General features: G+C 51.0%; 14 protein-coding genes. 7 read left to right on the forward strand and 7 right to left on the reverse strand.

Translation table 11 applies throughout. The features are described from left to right. Positions 1-3 precede the first annotated feature (3 nt). Positions 4-993, reverse strand: a complete 990-nt coding sequence (locus E0E47_RS07820; protein WP_130893378.1) for a GSCFA domain-containing protein — start codon at positions 991-993, stop codon at positions 4-6. Between the two features lie 97 nt (positions 994-1,090). Here E0E47_RS07820 and dxs point away from each other — a divergent pair, with 97 nt between their 5' ends. Both dxs and trkA read left to right on the forward strand, forming a co-directional pair. Further along, positions 1,091-3,013, forward strand: a complete 1,923-nt coding sequence (gene dxs / locus E0E47_RS07825) for a 1-deoxy-D-xylulose-5-phosphate synthase (protein WP_130893379.1) — start codon at positions 1,091-1,093, stop codon at positions 3,011-3,013. A gap of 4 nt (positions 3,014-3,017) precedes the next feature. Then, positions 3,018-4,361 carry a Trk system potassium transporter TrkA gene (trkA, locus tag E0E47_RS07830; RefSeq protein WP_008625663.1) on the forward strand — a complete coding sequence of 448 codons (1,344 nt, stop codon included), beginning with the start codon at positions 3,018-3,020 and terminating at the stop codon, positions 4,359-4,361. Here trkA and E0E47_RS07835 read toward each other — a convergent pair. Further along, a complete protein-coding gene (locus E0E47_RS07835; protein ID WP_008625665.1) occupies positions 4,333-5,364 on the reverse strand; it encodes a DUF4435 domain-containing protein in 1,032 nt (343 codons plus the stop codon). The two genes, trkA and E0E47_RS07835, sit on opposite strands and share 29 nt — an antisense overlap. A 26-nt stretch (positions 5,365-5,390) precedes the next feature. Beyond that, the gene (locus E0E47_RS07840) at positions 5,391-6,209 is read right to left on the reverse strand and encodes an AAA family ATPase (RefSeq protein ID WP_008625667.1); all 819 of its coding nucleotides are present in this window, start codon (positions 6,207-6,209) and stop codon (positions 5,391-5,393) included. A gap of 178 nt (positions 6,210-6,387) precedes the next feature. Between E0E47_RS07840 and E0E47_RS07845 the strand changes: the two genes are divergently transcribed. Beyond that, complete coding sequence (locus tag E0E47_RS07845; protein ID WP_130893381.1) at positions 6,388-7,329, forward strand: DMT family transporter; 942 nt, start codon at positions 6,388-6,390, stop codon at positions 7,327-7,329. A 6-nt stretch (positions 7,330-7,335) separates the two neighbouring features. Next, positions 7,336-9,315 carry an AAA domain-containing protein gene (locus E0E47_RS07850; RefSeq protein ID WP_130893382.1) on the forward strand — a complete coding sequence of 660 codons (1,980 nt, stop codon included), beginning with the start codon at positions 7,336-7,338 and terminating at the stop codon, positions 9,313-9,315. A 102-nt stretch (positions 9,316-9,417) separates the two neighbouring features. On the opposite strand, the gene E0E47_RS07855 is transcribed toward E0E47_RS07850, so the two are convergent. Further along, positions 9,418-10,041, reverse strand: coding sequence for a superoxide dismutase (locus E0E47_RS07855; protein ID WP_008625677.1), 624 nt, complete (start codon positions 10,039-10,041; stop codon positions 9,418-9,420). Between the two features lie 234 nt (positions 10,042-10,275). Here E0E47_RS07855 and E0E47_RS07860 point away from each other — a divergent pair, with 234 nt between their 5' ends. Then, entirely contained in the window at positions 10,276-10,785 is a 510-nt protein-coding gene (locus tag E0E47_RS07860) for a nitroreductase family protein (protein ID WP_130893383.1), read from the forward strand. Between the two features lie 255 nt (positions 10,786-11,040). Here the strand turns inward: E0E47_RS07860 and E0E47_RS07865 are convergent, their stop codons facing one another. After that, entirely contained in the window at positions 11,041-12,702 is a 1,662-nt protein-coding gene (locus tag E0E47_RS07865; RefSeq protein ID WP_130893384.1) for a peptide MFS transporter, read from the reverse strand. A gap of 239 nt (positions 12,703-12,941) precedes the next feature. On the opposite strand from E0E47_RS07865, the gene E0E47_RS07870 reads away from it, so the two are divergent. Beyond that, the gene (locus tag E0E47_RS07870; protein WP_040602590.1) at positions 12,942-14,618 is read left to right on the forward strand and encodes a SulP family inorganic anion transporter; all 1,677 of its coding nucleotides are present in this window, start codon (positions 12,942-12,944) and stop codon (positions 14,616-14,618) included. Between the two features lie 91 nt (positions 14,619-14,709). On the opposite strand, the gene bcp is transcribed toward E0E47_RS07870, so the two are convergent. Then, the gene (gene bcp, locus E0E47_RS07875; protein ID WP_008625688.1) at positions 14,710-15,162 is read right to left on the reverse strand and encodes a thioredoxin-dependent thiol peroxidase; all 453 of its coding nucleotides are present in this window, start codon (positions 15,160-15,162) and stop codon (positions 14,710-14,712) included. 51 nt (positions 15,163-15,213) lie between these two features. Beyond that, a complete protein-coding gene (locus E0E47_RS07880) occupies positions 15,214-15,885 on the reverse strand; it encodes a DUF2461 domain-containing protein (protein WP_130893385.1) in 672 nt (223 codons plus the stop codon). A 252-nt stretch (positions 15,886-16,137) separates the two neighbouring features. Here E0E47_RS07880 and E0E47_RS07885 point away from each other — a divergent pair, with 252 nt between their 5' ends. Then, on the forward strand, positions 16,138-19,440 hold the full coding sequence (locus E0E47_RS07885; RefSeq protein ID WP_130893386.1) for a T9SS type A sorting domain-containing protein: 3,303 nt from the start codon (positions 16,138-16,140) through the stop codon (positions 19,438-19,440). Positions 19,441-19,451: the final 11 nt, after the last annotated feature.

Below are 19,451 nucleotides of genomic sequence, written 5' to 3' on the forward strand. Positions count from 1 at the left end.
TCCTCAATATTTTAGCAGACTTTTCAAATTCTCGTATGCAGATGTCCGGACTAAGTTCGGGTATTTTTCAGTAAGTCGTTCTAACTTTAACATAGTTTGACGCAGGAACTCCCGGTAAGCCGCCGATTCAGGATGTAGCGGACGGTGTGACAAAGCCTTCGCCACAGCCTCCCATTCTGCCATGAAGCTTCGTGTTTCCGCAGGGAAACAGACTTCGGAAAAACGTTCCCAAATATACTCTACCGCCACCTCTGACGGATGCAACATGTCTGCCGCATAAAACCGGTAATCCCTCAATTCGTCCAACACAATCTCGTAAGCCGGAAAATAGAAGCAACGCCCCCCATACGCCCGGCATAACTCGTCCACGGCCAACAACAGCACGGCTTTCCCCAACCGACTGCCGTGAAAACCATATTTGGCATAACGGTAAGGACTGACCGTAAAAACAATTTGCAAGGACGGATTGACCCGCCAAAGAGCCTCCAAAGCCTCTCCGAGTTCAGCCTTCGTCCCCTCCACGTCCAACTGCCCTTCCGTAAACCATGCCCCGGGTTGCTTATGGCAATTCGCCACCACCCGCCCGTTGTCATGCAGACGGTAATAACGGTTCGTACCCAAAGTAAGAAACAGGACTTTCAGCGACCTGAACCGGGCAGCTTCTTCACAGCGCACGTTTTCCAGACGGGCACGGCATTCCTCCCGGTTCTCCGCAGAAAAAAAACTGTCATTCAACCAACTGTGCCACAGTCCTCCCGATTCGAAAAAAATATCTTCGGGCAACGGCTCTCCGGTAGCCATCGCCCTGCACCACGCGGCTATACTCAACGGATTGTACAATACCCCAAACGGGTTAGCATGCGCATCCAGCCCTGACTGCACCATACGCCGGCCGATATGGTCGGCAAAGCAAGAGCCCAACAGGGTAAGCCCGTCTCCGGGATGGATATCCAATCCCTTCATCTCATTTTCTACTGTGGTACGAAACTTCATATCTCACATTCGTTAAATGTCAAAACGGTATTTTTTCTTGCAAAAGTAAGCAAGATATATGAAATTATGCTAATTTTGCATGAACTAAATCAAGCTGATGACAAACAAAAATACATATAACCTTCTGTCGCAAATCAACATACCGGCCGACTTGCGCCGTTTGCCCATAGACAAATTGCCGCAAGTATGCGAGGAATTGCGCCGCGACATCATCGACGAGTTGGCAGACAATCCGGGACATTTCGCTTCCAGCTTAGGTGTCGTGGAACTGACGGTCGCTTTGCATTATGTGTACGACACGCCTTACGACCGCATCGTATGGGATGTGGGGCATCAGGCATACGGCCATAAGATACTGACAGGAAGACGGGAACGTTTCTCTACCAACAGGAAGCTGCACGGGCTGAAACCTTTCCCCTCTCCTTCCGAAAGCGAATACGACACGTTCACCTGCGGACATGCTTCCAATTCCATCTCCGCCGCTTTGGGCATGGCGGTGGCCTCGGCCAATCAGGATGAAAAAAGAAGGCATATCATCGCTGTCATCGGTGACGGTTCGATGAGCGGTGGGTTGGCTTTCGAAGGATTGAACAATGCTTCTTCCACTCCAAACGACATCCTCATCATCCTGAACGACAATAACATGAGCATAGACCGCAGTGTGGGAGGAATGAACCATTATTTCCACCAACTCCACACTAGCAGTCTCTATAACCGCCTGCGTTTCGCCGCTTCCCGTAAACTATTCAACTGGGGATGGCTCAACGAAAACCGCCGGAAGCAACTCATCCGTTTCAACAACTCGCTGAAGTCGCTTATCAGCAACCAACAGAACGTATTCGAAGGAATGAACATACGCTACTTCGGCCCTAGCGACGGTCATGACGTCATCGAACTGGTACACACGCTCCGGGTCTTGAAAGACATGAAAGGCCCTAAACTTTTTCATATACACACCATCAAAGGCAAAGGATTCAAACCGGCGGAGAAAGCGGCTGACATCTGGCACGCACCGGGCAAATTCGACAAGGAAACCGGCGAACGCATACAGACGGACACGAGCAACCTGCCTCCACGTTACCAAGATGTCTTCGGACAGACCTTACTCGAACTGGCCCGGATGAACCCGAAAATCATCGGAGTGACACCTGCCATGCCGTCGGGCTGCTCAATGAATGTCTTGATGAAGGAGATGCCGGACCGGGCCTTCGATGTAGGCATCGCCGAAGGGCATGCCGTCACCTTTTCCGGGGGCATGGCACAAGACGGCCTCATCCCGTTTTGCAACATTTATTCCTCCTTTGCCCAACGAGCCTACGACAACCTCATCCACGACATTGCGATAGAACGCCTTAACATGGTGTTATGTTTAGACCGCGCAGGACTGGTGGGTGAAGACGGTCCCACGCACCATGGCGCATTCGACTTGGCCGCGCTCCGCCCCATCCCCAACCTCATCCTTTCTTCCCCACTCAACGAAAAAGAACTGCGCCTGCTCATGTACACGGCACAGCTCCCCAACCAAGGCCCGTTCGTCATCCGCTACCCACGCGGACGGGGCGTGCTGACCGACTGGCAATGTGATTTTGAAGCCATCGAAGTGGGGAAAGGACAACTTCTCAAAGAAGGAAAGGACATCGCACTGCTTTCGTTAGGCCCCATCGGCAACACGGCGGCAGAGGCCATCCGCCTGTTCGAACAACAACAGGCACAAGAAGGACATCCTCTCACGGTAGCCCACTATGACATGCGTTTCCTCAAGCCGTTGGACGAAAACATCTTACACGAAGTTGGAACGCATTTCTCCCGAATCATCACGATAGAAGACGGAGTCATCTGCGGAGGATTAGGGTCTGCCGTATTAGAATACATGTCCTACCATGACTTCTTCCCTAAAGTAACACGGATGGGACTGCCCGATTATTTCGTAGAACACGGCACGGTGGAACAACTACGGCAAATAGCCGGAATCGACCGGGATGCCATCGTGTCACAACTCCGTTCCATTTCACAAAAGTAAATCCATGAAGATTATCATTGCCGGTGCCGGGGCTGTAGGCACACATTTAGCACAACTCTTAGCCAAAGAAAGCCAGAACATCACGTTGATAGACGAAAGCGAAGACAAACTTTCAAAAGTAGCCGACAACGTTGACCTCATGACCCTCAACGTAAAACCGACTTCCATCAGCGGCCTGAAAGAAGCCGGAGCCGCACATGCCGAATTGTTCATCGCCGTCATGCCAGACGAAATGAAAAATATCACCTGCTGCATGTTGGCCCACACCTTGGGGGCGCGGAAAACCGTAGCGCGCATCGACAATGCGGAATACTTGGACGAAGAATACAAAAGCTTTTTCAAGAACATGGGTATCAGTTCCCTCATCTATCCGGAAATACTGGCCGCACGGGATATCATAGAAGGCATCAAACATAGTTGGATAAGGCAGTGGTGGGAAGTGCACGACGGGGCACTCGTCATGTTGGGCATCAAGTTGCGTGAAACCGCAGAAATCCTCAACATCCCGCTGAAGATACTGTGCGGTCCGGACACTTGCTACCATGTCGTGGCAGTCAAACGAGACGACATGACCATCATCCCGAACGGTGATGCCACGCTTCAACTGGGCGACATCGTGTATTTCATGACCACGAAGAAATACATTCCTTACATCCGAAAGATTGTAGGCAAAGAACATTATGAAGACGTGAAAAACGTCATGATCATGGGAGGCGGACGCACGGCCATGCACACCGCCCTGAATGTCCCGGGATACATGGAGGTGAAGATCATAGAAAGCGACCCCGCCCGCTGCAACGAGCTGAACGAGGCTTTAGGAGACAGCGACGTGATGGTCATCAACGGAGACGCACGCGACTCTTCGTTACTGATTACGGAAGGCATACAGCACACCCAAGCTTTCGTGGCCCTGACCGGACAAAGCGAAAGCAACATCCTGGCTTGCCTTACGGCCAAACGGTTGGGAGTGCGGAAAACCGTGGCGCTAATAGATAACCTGGACTATATCTCCATGGCCGAAAGATTGGATATCGGCACCATCATCAACAAAAAGACGATTGCCGCCAGTCATATTTACCAGATGATGTTGGATTCGGACGTTACCAACGTGAAATGCCTGACCGTGGCCGATGCCGACGTGGCTGAATTCGAAGTAAAATCCGGGGCCAAAGTCACCAAGAAACCGGTGAAAGACCTCGGCCTTCCGACGGGAGTAGCCATCGGAGGGTTAGTACGAAACGGCGAAGGCATGCACGTAAACGGATTGACACAAATCCAGGAAGGCGACAGCGTGGTCGTATTCTGCCAAAACATGTTCATCAAGAAGTTGGACAAGTATTTTGCATAGCTCCGGCATCCATGCGGTCCAACAAACGCCGGATGTCCCGTTCAAGCAATTTATAAGGCGGCGCATCCTTAAACCCTACATTCTTCCGCAACATGTCCTCCACGGAATTCTGGCTATGTTGGTAACACGACAATTCGTTTTGCCGCTGCGTGTCGTGCTCGGCCAGATTACGGATTTCACGCTCACGTTCTTTACGCAGCAAAATACAAACAGGATCCAACAAGGGAGAAATCACGTTGTCGAACAAGGTATGCCCCTGAATATACAAATAAGTCGTCTCCGGGGTGACCCCCAAACCTAACAGTTCCGTCTTCAGCATCTCGTAATCTTTCTTCGCCTGTGGGAAGTGGCGTTGCAACCAAGCTATCTTCCGGTTGACCCTCCGCCGCACAAGTTCCAACGTCTGTTCGGGATGGTACACATTAATATCACTGAAACTCACATGATTGCCAAACTCCGTCAAAGTAAACTCCCGGTAATGGTTCCGCCGGTACACCCAAACCGACCATACGAACAACGGCCAGATGAGTTGGGAATATTCCCGCATGAAACTCTCAAAATCCACAATCTGGCGGTCGTTGAGCGTAGCCATTACACAGACACGGTGCAACGTCTCCGCATAACACTGGTAATTCTCGATGGCGTATGCATAAGTATGGAACACAAAAGGGTTCCGGTTAATCAGCCGTGAGGTCGGCGTGGCGCCCTGCAACAAATAATCGTAGTCCGCATCGACGCAGGCTATCATATAATTTCCCAGTTGGGGGCCGAGCTTGTTCGTCAACACCAGTTTTTTCCCTTTGCCCAACGTACTGCGGGAAGGCAACATGATTTCAAAATAACGGCTGTCATCCTCAAAATCATCCAATACGGTCCGCCAGAAAAACACATCGTCGTAACTTTCCACATACGCCACGATTTTCCGCCGTGCCGTTTTGGGTTTCAACCTCTGCGCCGCTCCCAGATACAAAGAAGTCAGGTTCTCAGACAATCTTTTGGCCATAACGCTCCCCTCCCTTCCTCAGAAATTTATTGTGTAATGTCGGTCACTTCCGTCACGGCATCCATCCATCCGTTCATGATCATGGCCGGCGAATGCGTCGTCAGGATGATTTGGACATTCGGATTCAACTGCCGTATCAGCGTAATCAGCCTTTGCTGCCACTCTACATGCAGGCTGATTTCCGGCTCGTCCATGAAAAGCACGTAAGGCTGACGGTCTTCCACCAATACGGTAAGCAGAATCACGAGCATCTGCTTCTCGCCGGAAGAAAGTTTGTAAGGCGAAAGCACCTCGCCGAACTGCTCCAACTGTATTTCATTGCTACTGCGTACGATTTTCTTTCCGGTCTCGCTGAACAGCTCGTCCACCATGTCTTGGAACTGCACACGGGCTTGAGCTGCCTCCTGGGCCTTGGCCTTCGCTTCCGGGTCACCGCTCGTCAGCATGGCAATCATACGATTCCCCACATTGACCTGATAGTCCAGGAAACGCCGCTGCAAGAGATAAAGCTGCCAGTCTAGCTCTGTAGCCACCCTGTCATCCGCTAATTTTTCCAACAAATTGCTGTGGACCAAAGGACGGTCGAAGCTCCGCACCACATCGAACCTTACCGTCACCGCATCCACCGGTTCGTATGTCAGTTTCACGTCGGGCTTGTCCGTACAGCTGTCTTTGACCACCTGCAAAAGCCTTAATATCACTTTGTTCAGAATCGTGCTCTTGCCGACCCCGTTCACACCGCTCAGGATATTCACCTTGCGGTCCAATTCCCACACGATATGCTTCTGCCCGCTCCAAAGCGAGTCTATTTCAATACGCCGTATGTATTCACCTATCTTATCCATAGTCTGCGTTTTTCAGAATCCTCTTTATCCAAAGACAGCAAACAGCCAGGCCGAATCCTGTCCTCGCTTCAGCAAAGATAAGTTTTCCCATAGAAAGAAGCAACGGAAAGATGCTAAAATTTGTGATGAAACGACTAACTTTGCAGTCGTTTTTCCGATACGTATAAATTCAAGAAAGATGTATAAAGATAAAAACCTGACAGGCCACCTTTGCATGTTTGCGGCCTGTGCGGCCTGGGGACTGATGTCGCCCTTAGGCAAAGATGCCATGGCGCACGGCATCAGCGGATTGGCATTGGTAAGTTTCCGGGCGGCCGGTGCGGCCTTATGCTTTTGGCTCACTTCCCTTTTCGGCCGCCATAAGGAAGAAGTCGCTCCCCGTGACTTACTGATGTTTTTCTTTGCCGGCATGCTCGCCATCGTGTTCAACCAATGCTGCTTTACGATTGGGCTATCCCTGACATCCCCCGTCAACGCCAGCATCGTCACCACCACACTCCCCATCGTGACCATGATTCTGGCCGCCCTGTTCCTGAAAGAACCGGTCACGAACAAAAAAGTGTTGGGCATCTTCTGTGGTGCCATCGGTGCCCTGCTGCTTATCTTAGGCAACGGACACGCCACCCAAAAAGGCAATGGCAGCCTGACGGGCGACCTGCTGTGCCTTACCGCCCAATGCAGCTTTGCCGTTTACCTGACTATCTTCAAGAAGCTGATACAGAAATACACCGTAGTGACCTGCATGAAATGGATGTTCACCTACGCCACCATCGTCATCCTGCCCTTCACCTACAAGGATCTGGCCATACTGCCATGGGCTGAAATTCCGCCAACCACTTGGTTTGAAACGGCTTTTGTGGTCTTCGTGGCCACTTATTTAGCTTATATCATGATGATGACAGGACAGAAACTGCTACGCCCCACCATCGTGAGCATGTACAACTACGTGCAACCCATCGTAGCCTGTATCGTCAGCGTAGCTACGGGGTTAGGAGTCTTCGGATGGAGTCAAGGGACAGCCGTCCTTTTGGTTTTCGGAGGCGTATGGTTGGTTACCCAAAGCAAAAGCCGGGCCGACCTGAAATCCGAGCATGCTTCTCCTACCGATCCCAAATCCTAAGCCGCCATGCCTGCATCACCTGTCTTATGGCTCCAACAGCAACGTCGCTTGCTCGAATTGGAATATGAATACGAAAAAACGCAATTCCGCACCCAAACGGAAATAGCCGGCATAACCCGAAAAATCAAACAAGGGCTATGTTGGTACCCGCTTTCCTTAGGAAAGAGTTATTACAACTCGCTCAACCAACTGGTAATAGAAGTAGAACGCACGGAGCATACAGAAGAAGACCATGGCTTCGAGCCGGGCAAACAAGTGTGTTTCTTCACACAAGATGCCTCCGGAGAGCTACGACAGGGCAACCACGGCGGTCGACTGCATTATTTCCACTTTACCGGCACCGTAAGCTTCGTAGACGGCAATACGATGGTGGTAGCCCTGCCGGACACGGAAACCCTTTCGCATTTGAGAGGAAACGACCGCGTCGGTGCGCAACTCTACTTGGACGAAACCACCTACCGCCTGATGTTCGAAGCCTTGGACCGGGTAAGTGCCGCACGGCATGGCCGCTTGGCAGAATTGCGCGACATTTTTCACGGAACGGCCCAGGCCGGTCACTTTACATTCCAACCAGTACGTTTTCCTTGGCTCAATCCCACACAAGAAACCGCAGTCAACGAAGTGTTGCGTGCCAAAGACGTGATGATCGTGCACGGCCCTCCGGGAACAGGCAAGACCACTACCCTTGTGGAAGCCATCTACGAGACGCTCCACCGCGAGAGCCAAGTATTGGTGTGCGCACAAAGTAACATGGCCGTAGACTGGATTTCGGAGAAACTGACCGACCGGGGCGTGGCAGTCCTGCGCATCGGAAACCCTTCTCGCGTGAATGACAAGATGCTGTCGTTCACCTACGAACGGCGTTTCGAAGCACATCCTTCCTACCCCTCGCTCTGGGCCATCCGCAAAGCCATCCGCGACCTGTACGCCCACCGCCCGTCGTCGGGCCGTGAAGCTTTCCACCAAAAGATAGCCCGGCTACGCGACCGGGCAACCGAACTGGAAATCGCCATCAACGAAAGTTTGTTCAACGAAACGCGGGTCATTGCCTGCACGCTGACAGGCAGTGCCAACCGCGTATTAGCAGGAAAAAAGTTCTCAACCTTGTTCATCGACGAAGCCGCCCAAGCCCTCGAAGCGTCCTGTTGGATTGCCATCCAAAAGGCCGGGCGCGTCATCCTGGCCGGTGACCACCGCCAACTTCCTCCCACCGTGAAATGCCCCGAGGCCCTGAAGGGCGGACTGGACCGCACGCTGATGGAAACCATCGCCGCCCGCCAACCTTCCGCTGTCAGCCTGCTCCGCACGCAATACCGCATGAACGATGCCATCATGCACTTCTCTAGCGAATGCTTCTACGACGGGAAGGTGGAAAGTGCCCCGGAAGTGAAATACAGGGGCATTCTAGACTGGGACACGCCAATGGAATGGATAGACACGGCAGACGAGGAACAAACCGCCCCATACCTGACAGAAGAACCTTCCAATCCGGTATCCGCACCGGCTCCCCCGACGGCAGGGATACCCGACTTCGAAGAAACCCGCAATCCGGACAGCACTAGCCGTTCCAACCCCGAAGAAGCACGACTCACCCTGAACATACTGAAGGCCTATTTCCAAAAGATAGGCAAGGAAAGGATATTGGCGGAACGCATCGACACCGGGCTCATCTCCCCTTACAAAGGTCAAGTGCAACTATTGCGCACCCTGTTGCGCCGGGATGCCTTTTTCAAACCCTACCGCCATCTGCTGAGCGTAAACACCGTAGACGGGTTCCAAGGGCAGGAGCGCGACGTCATCCTCATCAGCTTGGTGCGGAGCAACGAGAACGGGCAAATCGGATTCCTGCACGACCTGCGCCGTATGAACGTGGCCATCACGAGGGCACGCATGAAGCTTATCCTAGTGGGCAACAGCCATACGCTATGCCGCACACCTTTCTACAAACTGATGTACAGCTACATCAAATCATTAGACACCCAATGATTTCCCCATTCCATGAGGGATACTAAAAACCGCCTGTTATCTTCACGACAACAGGCGGTCCAACCTTAACTAATCGAAAATATACTTTCCCATACGGAAAGCCTATTTCATTCGATTCTCCACTACTTTCCAATCAATAATCTGCCACAAAGCTGCGATATGGTCGGCACGCCGATTGCGATAGTCCACATAGTAGGCATGTTCCCAAACATCGAATCCCAACAGGGGCACGTAGCCCATCGTCACAGGATTGCCGCCGTTAGGACATTGTACGATAACCAATTCGCCCTTTTCGTTTTGCGCCAACCACGCCCAACCCGAACCGAATAAACCGGTGGAGGCTGCCGCCATTTTCTCCTTGAATTCGTCAAAGCTTCCGAATGCAGTCCGGATGGCCTTGTCCAACTTGCCTTCCGGCACTGCCGGGCCTTCAGCCCCCACCGGACGGAACTGTTCAAAATACAGTGTATGATTGAGCACCTGGCCCGCATTGTTAAACAACGGACCGGCCGGTGCATGGCGTACGATCTCTTCCAGATTCTTCTTTTCATACTCGGTGCCTTTCACCAACGTATTCAACGTATTCACGTATGCCTGTAAATGCTTGCCATAATGATAATCTATGGTTTCCTTGCTGATGACAGGTTCCAAGGCATTGCTCTCGTAGGGTAACTGGGGCAGCGAAAATACGGCTGCCATAGAAGTGATGATAATTTGCGTCAACATGATTTCTTCATTTTTTAATTAATATATTGGGTTTAGTATGCTTCTCCTTCATCTCTCACATACACAGGAATCGCATATCACAAAGGTAACACTATTTGCCATACCCACAAACTTTTCAGGATTTTATTTACCCTCATTTATACTTTGTGAAGAAATACTTATTTTCTGCCGCATAAAATACAGCTTTATTGTTTTTTGTGTACATTTGTTCACTGAACCACAAAATACATGATTATGGACTTCAAAGACCTTTGCCACGCACGCTATTCCGTGCGTGCCTTCAAGCCGGATGCCATTCCGGCAGAGAAAATGGAATATATCAAAGAATGCACGCGCCTGGCTCCCTCGGCCGTCAACAGGCAGCCGTGGAAATTCATCCTCTTCACCGGCGAAGACGACCGCGCACGCCTGCAGCAATGTTACGACAAGGAATGGTTCCGCGAGGCTCCGGCTTATATCTTGGTCTGCGAAAACCACGGGGCGGCCTGGACGCGGCGGTATGACGAGAAAAACCATGCCGACATCGACGTGGCCATCGCCATAGAGCACTTGTGCCTGGCTGCGGCCGAACAAGGATTGGGCACTTGTTGGGTGTGCAACTTCCGCGTGCAACTCTGCCAAGAGCTTTTCAATCTGCCTGACGAGTGGTATCCGGCAGCCATCATCCCCATCGGCTATCCGGCCACACCGGCCATTCCGGAAAAGACACGCAAGGCGATGGCCGAAATCTGGGAAGACCGCTAAGCCCGGGAGTCAGGGTATAAAGATTTACAAATTCCTCATGTAGGAAATCTGAAAAACAACATGCGCCAAATGAAAAATCAATCTCAGCCGAATGAAAAATCGTTTGGCTGAGATTGATTTTTCATTTGGCGCAAAGAATTTCACGGCTCTACACAAAACATTAAACCTCTGAATGCCAGTATAATAGAGAATGACACCCAGAGGTTTTACACTTCATCCGGAAACTTTACAAGAAAAGTTCCCGAAAAATATTCCTTACGCCACCTTTTCGAGCTTCTTCATAATGGAGAAGATGAACAAGGCCGAAAGCAGACAAAGCACGATGAGCACGCTCCACACCATCCACAACTCGATGCCGCCCCACAGGTAACCGATGATAGACACCATGTAATTGCCGATAGCCGTGGCCACGAACCAACCACCCATCATCATACCCTTATACTTCGGGGGAGCCACTTTAGACACGAAAGAAATGCCCATGGGAGACAACAACAACTCAGCAAACGTCAACACAAGATAAGTGGAAATGAGCAAATTGGGCGAGACCAAGCTGACATCGGCACCCTGAGCCAACGCATCGGGCGTAGGCAATCCCATGGAACCGAAAGCCATGATACCGAAACCGCAGGCGGCAATCAGCATCCCCAACCCGATTTTACGAGGAGCCGAAGGTTCCTTTCCTTTCTTGGCCAAGAAACCGAATATCGCCAACGAAACCGGTGTCAAGGCTACCACGAAGAACGGATTGAACTGTTGGAAAATCTGCGGCAGGATCTCCACCTCGGCATCGCTTGTTGCATACTGCCCCGCCAGAACGCCCACGGAAGCTACTGCCACCAGACCGGAAACCAGTTTGCCGCGGCCTGTCCTGCTTTGGAAGAGAGAGAACATGGCATACACCAAAGCAATAATCAGCACCAAATTGAACACATTAAACGTCATGCCCAACAAGCCCGAAGCCGAAGCCTGCGTATAATCGCGCGCGAAGAACGTAAGCGTCAAGCCGTTCTGGTGGAAAGCCATCCAGAAAAAGAGCACCACGGCAAACACAAGACAAAGCGCGGTGATGCGTTGGCGCGTCTCGGCCGGAGACAGTTCCTCCACGGGTACATGCCCGTCAGATGCCGTCTTCGCGTTATAATCGGCATGCTTGAAAGTGCTGCGGAAGCCATAGTATATAAGGATGGACACGATAAGCGAAACACATGCCACGGCAAAGCCGTAATTGTAAGCTTCGGACAACTTTTCGATGTAACTCTGACAGAAAACCGCCGTGTCACCCGTGAATCCCTGTGCGGCCTTGAGCGACTCCAACGTGGCGGCAGACTGTGCCGTCATTCCCGCCGCATTATCCATATACTGGTGGGCAAGGGCAGGAATCTGTGCATTATAAGTGAAGCCGTTCATGCCCAACACGTAATTAGTCATCTTAGTGGCCGCCGTGGGGGCAAACAGCGCACCGATGTTGATGGCCATGTAGAAGAGGCTGAACGCCGTGTCGCGCTTGTCCCTGTACTCTGGCGCATCATAGAGGTTGCCGACCATGACTTGCAGGTTGCCTTTGAAAAGTCCCGTGCCGCAAGCAATCAATGCCAACGCACCGAACATCATGGACTTTCCGGCCACATCAGCACCCGTCGGGACTGCTAACAACAAGTAACCGATGAACATGATGAATATACCGAGCGTGACCATCTTGCCGAACCCGTACTTGTCGGCCAACATTCCACCAAAAAGCGGCACAAAATAAACCGCCCCGAGGAACACACCGAAAATTGTGGATGTCTCACCGGCCGAGTATCCGAATTTCGCCTGTAAGAACAACGTGAAAATGGCTAGCATCGTGTAGTAACCGAAACGCTCGCCCGTATTGGCCAGCGCCAATGCATAAAGACCTTTAGGTTGACCTTCGAACATAACTTAAAATGTTTTTAATAGTGAATAATTTTAATCGCAAAGATAACATTTAATTTTTGCTTTCCACCCCATTTTGAGGCTTTAGTATCGTTTTTCCCCCATATCCACAAACATTTTATCATTTCCAACCTCCGCATAAAAACGTTTTTTAGCAATTTATTAGAGTTTGTGACATAAAAGGGCTATCTTTGCACTTCCTTAAAAACAATCAGGATATACAAATCCAAAATAATCAGATTATGAGCAAATTTGAATTCAAGCCTAAACTATTCCTTGACTTGAGAGAGTACAACAAAGAAAAGCTGACGGCAGACATCATGGCCGGCCTCATAGTGGGCATCGTAGCCCTGCCATTGGCCATAGCCTTCGGCATTGCATCCGGCGTGACACCTGAGAAGGGCATCATCACGGCCATCATCGCCGGACTGGCCGTGTCCCTGTTTGGCGGAAGCCGTGTGCAAATCGGCGGACCGACGGGGGCTTTTATCGTTATCATCTACGGCATCATACAACAATACGGCGAAGCAGGCCTGCTTGTGGCCACCGTCATGGCCGGCGTGTTCCTGATTCTGTTGGGCGTATTCCATCTGGGTACCATCATCAAATACATCCCCTATCCCATCGTGGTAGGCTTCACCAGCGGAATCGCCGTGACCATTTTCACGACGCAAATCAAAGACCTGTTCGGACTGACCATCGACAACGTGCCGGCCGATTTCATAGAGAAATGGATCGTGTACATCCGCCACTTCGGCAGCTTGGACGTATGGTCCACCGCCGTGGGTATAGTCAGCGTGGCCATTATCGCCCTCTCCCCCAAACTGACCCACAAGATTCCGGGTTCGCTCATTGCCATCATCGTCATGACCGTGGGAGTCTACCTGCTGAAACAATACGGTATAGCGACGCAAGTGGAAACCATCGGCGACCGCTTCATGATTAAAGCCGAACTTCCGGGCATGAACGTACCCGAACTGAACTGGGAAAGCATCAAGCAACTGATGGCTCCTGCCATCACCATCGCCATACTGGGAGCCATCGAATCGCTGCTCTCGGCCACCGTGGCCGACGGTGTCATCGGCGACCATCATGACTCGAACCAGGAATTAGTGGGACAGGGCATCGCCAACATCCTCTCCCCCATCTTCGGCGGCATCCCTGCCACCGGTGCCATCGCCCGTACCATGACGAACATCAACAATGGGGGACGCACGCCCGTGGCCGGTATCGTGCATGCTATCGTGCTGCTGCTCATTTTCCTGTTGCTCATGCCACTGGCGCAATACATTCCTATGGCCTGTCTGGCGGGCGTATTGGTCATTGTGAGCTATAACATGAGCGGTTGGCGGACATTCAGGGAACTTTTGCGCAATCCTAAGTCCGATGTGGCCGTCTTGCTTATCACTTTCTTCCTCACCGTGATATTCGACCTGACCGTAGCCATTGAGTTCGGACTGGTACTGGCCTGCCTGTTGTTCATCAAGCGGGTCATGGAAACCACGGAGGTGAACCTTTTTAAGGATGAAATCGTCCCTACGGATGCCGACGGCACCGTGATTTCGGAAGAACACTTGCACATTCCCGACCACACGGAGGTCTACGAAATCAACGGCCCTTACTTCTTCGGCATTGCCAACCGGTTTGAAGAGGTCGTACTACAAACCAAGGAACAGCCTAAGGTACGTATCATCCGCATGCGGAAAGTTCCGTTCATCGACTCTACGGGTATCCACAACCTGACCAACCTGTGCGAGATGAGCCATCGCGAAGGGGTGCACATCATCTTGTCCGGAGTTAATCCGAAAGTACACGAAGCCCTCAAGAAAAGCGGATTTTATGAACTGCTCGGCAAGAAAAACATCTGCGACAATATCCATACGGCCCTCGAAGTGGCCCGGCATTACTTGAACCGCTGACCCGTTTCTCCGGCCTTGACTAAAAAACAGCCGCCCTCCCATATATATAAATAGGTATATGGAAGGGCGGCCGTAACTTCGGCTATGCCATCTACAACGCAAGCAGCTGTTCGCCGTGCGTCTTGGTCTTGACTTCTTTCGGGGAGAAGACCTTCTCTATCACTCCTTCTTCATCAATGACAAAGGTGGTGCGGAAAGTTCCCATATACTTGCGGCCATACATGCTCTTCTCTCCCCATACGCCCATCTCATTGACCAACAACTTGTCCGTATCGGCAATCAACGTGAAAGGCAACTCATGTTTCTCTATGAACTTCTTGTGCGAATCAGCACTGTCCACGCTTACCCCGATTACCTCGTATCCTTTATCCTTCAGCGCAGAATAGTTGTCGCGCAGGCTGCAAGCTTCGGCCGTACAGCCCGACGTATTGTCCTTGGGATAAAAATAAAGCACCACTTTCTTTCCACGGTAGTGGCTCAACAAAATCTGCTCTCCTTGTTCGTTCACGCCCAGCACCTCGGGCGCCTTGTCTCCTACATTCATATTTTCTTTATTTTCAGGTTAAATATAATCATCAGTCCGGCATCTTACGATTCACTCGCATTCGTCAATCGTATAGTTCACAAAATCATTGAAGGGCTTCATCAACTCGAAAATCTCGGCCGTACGGTCCAACCAGTTTTCATCACGGAAGAAATCATCCGGCACCGTGTGGCAAACGGAGTAATCTTTCGGCCTCAAATAATCCGGATAAGGGAAATCCTTCGGAAAGCCCTTAGGAAGGGTTTTCAAGTGCGTCTCGCCTATGACGGGAAATGCCGCCTTGAAATCTGCCGCCTCCACAATAGAACGGAATTCGTCCACCTCGTCCACGATGGACTGGCGGACAGCTTTCAGAATCGGCGAAGGCAGACACCACGACCCACCGGCCAACAAGCATTCGCCGGGCTGAAGGTGGAAATAATAACCGCTATGCCAGGATTTCTTGCCGCAGGCGTTGATATAGGCTCCGAAATGGCGCTTATAGGGCGATTTGTCTTCAGAGAAACGCGTGTCGCGATAAAAACGATACGTGCAATCCTTTACCGTAAGGTGTGCCACACTACCGTCAAATGCCGCGATACGATGGATAAGTGCCTGCACCATCTCCTCGAAAAGCCCGTGCGCTTCCTCATACTGCCCTTTGTGTCCTGCAAACCATCCCCGGTCGTTATGCGCCGCCACATCTTTCAGGAAGTCCAATATGCAATCTATCTTTGCTTTCATTTGTGCCTTATTTTACATGGGCAAAGATAGTACAAAGCGGATAAAAAACAAAGCAAATGCGCCAACCTGTGCCCAAAAAGAGCGTATTGATTCAACCCTACCACTATTTGACGCGTTTATTCTCTTTCCGCTATATCATAAAGGTGTAAATTTACAGCGTCGAGATCTTTGATAACCATAAAAAACAAGTATCGTGGGCGCACCCGCAATACTTCATTACAACTTAACCCATAAATTAAACAGTTAATCACAATGAGAAAAAACACGTTACTCGTAGGAGTACTGTCCTTATTGGGGACAAGTCAGGCGATGGCCGAAGACCTGGTCGTCGGACTCATGAAAAGCAACGCATCCCACATTGAGTTGGTAAAAGATGCGAGTTTTGATGTAGGTTACGGCTGCATCGGGAACACTTCGACGGAAACCGTCATCGGTTTGGGAGAAGTGGATTTCGGTACAGACGGGACGAACTACAAAGCCACCGGAGTGGAGTTCGCCCACGGATGGGGCAGTTACGACGAGGAGAAGATTGTAGTCCTCAGTGCCGGAGCCACGGCAGAAGAGGCCGTCCCGTTCAACGAAATGACCGTGACCCGCACTTACGGTTACCATCAGTTTGAACTATTTGCCGAGAATATGGACAAAGGAGACGGATTCGCCCTTCCCACCGGTAAACAGAAAGTGTGGCTGACATTCCGTGCCGGACAAGGCAACCTGCGTTCGGTGAAGTTCTATGAAAACGCCCTTTCCGAAGGTATGGAAGGCGTACAGCCTTGGCCCAACCAAGCAGAAGGCTACGGAGACATCACGACCTCCATAGAAGCTGCCGCATTTGAGAGAGCGGTAGAAGTACCTGAAAATCCGGAAGAAGACCCTTACAAAGATGCCAAATACGATGAAAATACGGCATGTTGGGGCGGAACAAACGACGGGTTTATCGTCAAATCCACCAAGGAAATAGACTTCGGCAACGGAGAATTCCAACAATTAGTGGCCTATATCGGGCATGACGGCGAAAGATACACGGAGTACATGGAATTCTATATCGACGAAGTAAAACCGGAAAACATGGTTGCCAGGACATGGACGGGCATCAATATACAGGAATGGAACAAGTTCACACCGGTGGCCACTACGTTGAAAGAGGTAACGGGCAGCCATCACCTGTATGTGAAATGGGGCAATGCCACGAACCTCCACCAGATAGATTTGGTCAAAGAACCCGTCTGGTATGAGAATCCGGACTGCGGAGTCGTTTACGACAACGCACAACCGTCGGAGAATGCTGTGGTATTCGTGACCAAAGGCGAATCCGGAGCTACGGAAGGCGGAGACGTGTCCCAAGGCGAAACTGCCTGGAAAATAATCCAACCCATCAGCGGGGATGCCAAATGCGAGGGCGGCAACATCGGTTATACAAAAGCCGGCGTGGTGGTAATGTACCAAGACATAGACTTCAAGAACGGTTATTATAAGGACGTGTTCATCAATGCTTCTTGCGACAAGACCTATATCGGCAGCACCACAGAAGAGGCTAATTACTCTTTATATGTAGACTTGGACGACATCGACTGGGCCACCGTGACTAACTTAGACGAGCTGCATGGCGCGCTCGAAGGCCGTGAGCCGGTGGCTGTAGTCAGGGCACAAGGTACCGGCGCGTGGAGCAACAAACTCACCACTACAGCCCCGTTAAGCCATGTGGAAGGCGTACATAATTTATATGTGGTCTATAATTTGCCCGACAGGGACAATATCGGTGCCAACATCTACGGATTGTATTTGGATCCGGGACAGAACCCGGAAGAGCCTCAACCTGCTACCGGCGACTTGTTTATCCCGCTCATGAAGAGCAATGCGGAAAACATCGAATTGGTGACAGACGCGTCTTTTGACGTGGGATACGGAAACATAGGTAACACTAGCGAAAACACCGTCATCGGATTGGGAGAGGTAGATTTCGGAACAGACGGAAATGCCTATCAGGCTACCGGTGTGGAGTTTGCCAACGGATGGGGCACGTATGGTGAAGCCAAATACGTCGTACTCAGTGCCGGGGCTACTCCGGAAGAAGCCGTCCCGTTCAATGAAATCAGGGTGGAAAGGACTTTCGGTTACCACCAGTTCGACATGTTTGCCGAAAACATGAAAGAAGAAGACGGTTTCGCACGTCCTACCGGCAAACAGAAAGTATGGCTGACTTTCCGTGCCGGAAGCGGGAACTTGCGTTCCGTGAAATTCTACGAAGAAGCTATACCGGAAGAAGAGGAAGGCCTGCAACCATGGCCCGGCGAAATGGAAGGATACGAAGACCTGGCCACCGTCATCGACGGTTCTGCCCTTGTGAGGGCGGTAGACGTTCCGGAGAATCCGGAAGAAGATCCCTACAAGGATGCAAAATACAACGAAGAAACGGGATGCTGGGGAAGTACAAACGACGGATTCATCGTCAAATCCACCGAGGAAATAGACTTCGGTAACGGAGAGTTCCAACAACTGGTGGCCTATATCGGTCACGACGGTGAAAGATACATGGAATATATGGAATTCTACATAGACGAGGTTAAACCCGAAAATATGATAGCACGGACATGGACCGGAATCAACATACAGGAATGGAACAGCTTCACTCCGGTAGCCACCCGGTTACAAGATGTGACCGGCAGCCATCGCCTGTTCATCAAGTGGGGAGATGCCACGAATCTGCAGAAAATCGAACTGGTCAAGGATTCCCTCTGGTTTGAAAATCCGGATTGCGGCGTGGTATATGAAAACGTAGAACCATCGAAGAATGCCGTAGTGTTCGTCACGACAGGAGAAAACGGGGCTACGGAAGGAACTGACACCAACCAAGGCATACAATGGGAAGTCATTAAGCCCATCAGCGGGGATGCACGATGCGAAGGAAGCAACATCGGGTTCACCAAAGCCGGCGTAGTCGTCGCTTACAAAGGCATCGACTTCAAGGACAATTACTATCAAAAGGTCTTCATCAACGCATCCTGCGAACCGTCATATATTGGCAGTACCATAGAAGATGCAAACTTTACGCTTTACACAGACTTGAACGACATCGACTGGGAGAATGTCACCAACCTGGAAGAATTGAATGCGACACTCGAAGGACGCGAACCCGTAGCTGTCGTCAGGGCACAAGGCACCGGAAGTTGGGGCAACAAGCTGACGACAGCCGGCGATTTGGCAGACTTAAGCGGAATACATGACTTGTACGTAGTCTATAACTTACCCGACAGGGATAATATCGGTGCCAACATCTATGGCTTGTACCTCGACCCGGGAGAGAATCCCCAAAGCATCAAGGAAAACATTGCCCAAGGAAACGGAATAGAAGTACGCGCCCATGATAACCTGGCCACCATTTGCACCGGCACGGATATGCATGTCACGGTTTACACCGTAAACGGAACTGCCATAACTGAAATGGACGTAAAAGCCGGCACCACGCTCATCGACAACCTCAATTCGGGCATCTATATCCTGAAAGCTACAGACAAGGACGGTAAGACAACTGCCCAAAAGTTTATCGTGAAATAAAAAACACCTAA

The sequence above is a fragment of the Paraprevotella xylaniphila YIT 11841 genome, from assembly GCF_900683745.1.
In the GTDB taxonomy this organism is placed as follows: domain Bacteria; phylum Bacteroidota; class Bacteroidia; order Bacteroidales; family Bacteroidaceae; genus Paraprevotella; species Paraprevotella xylaniphila.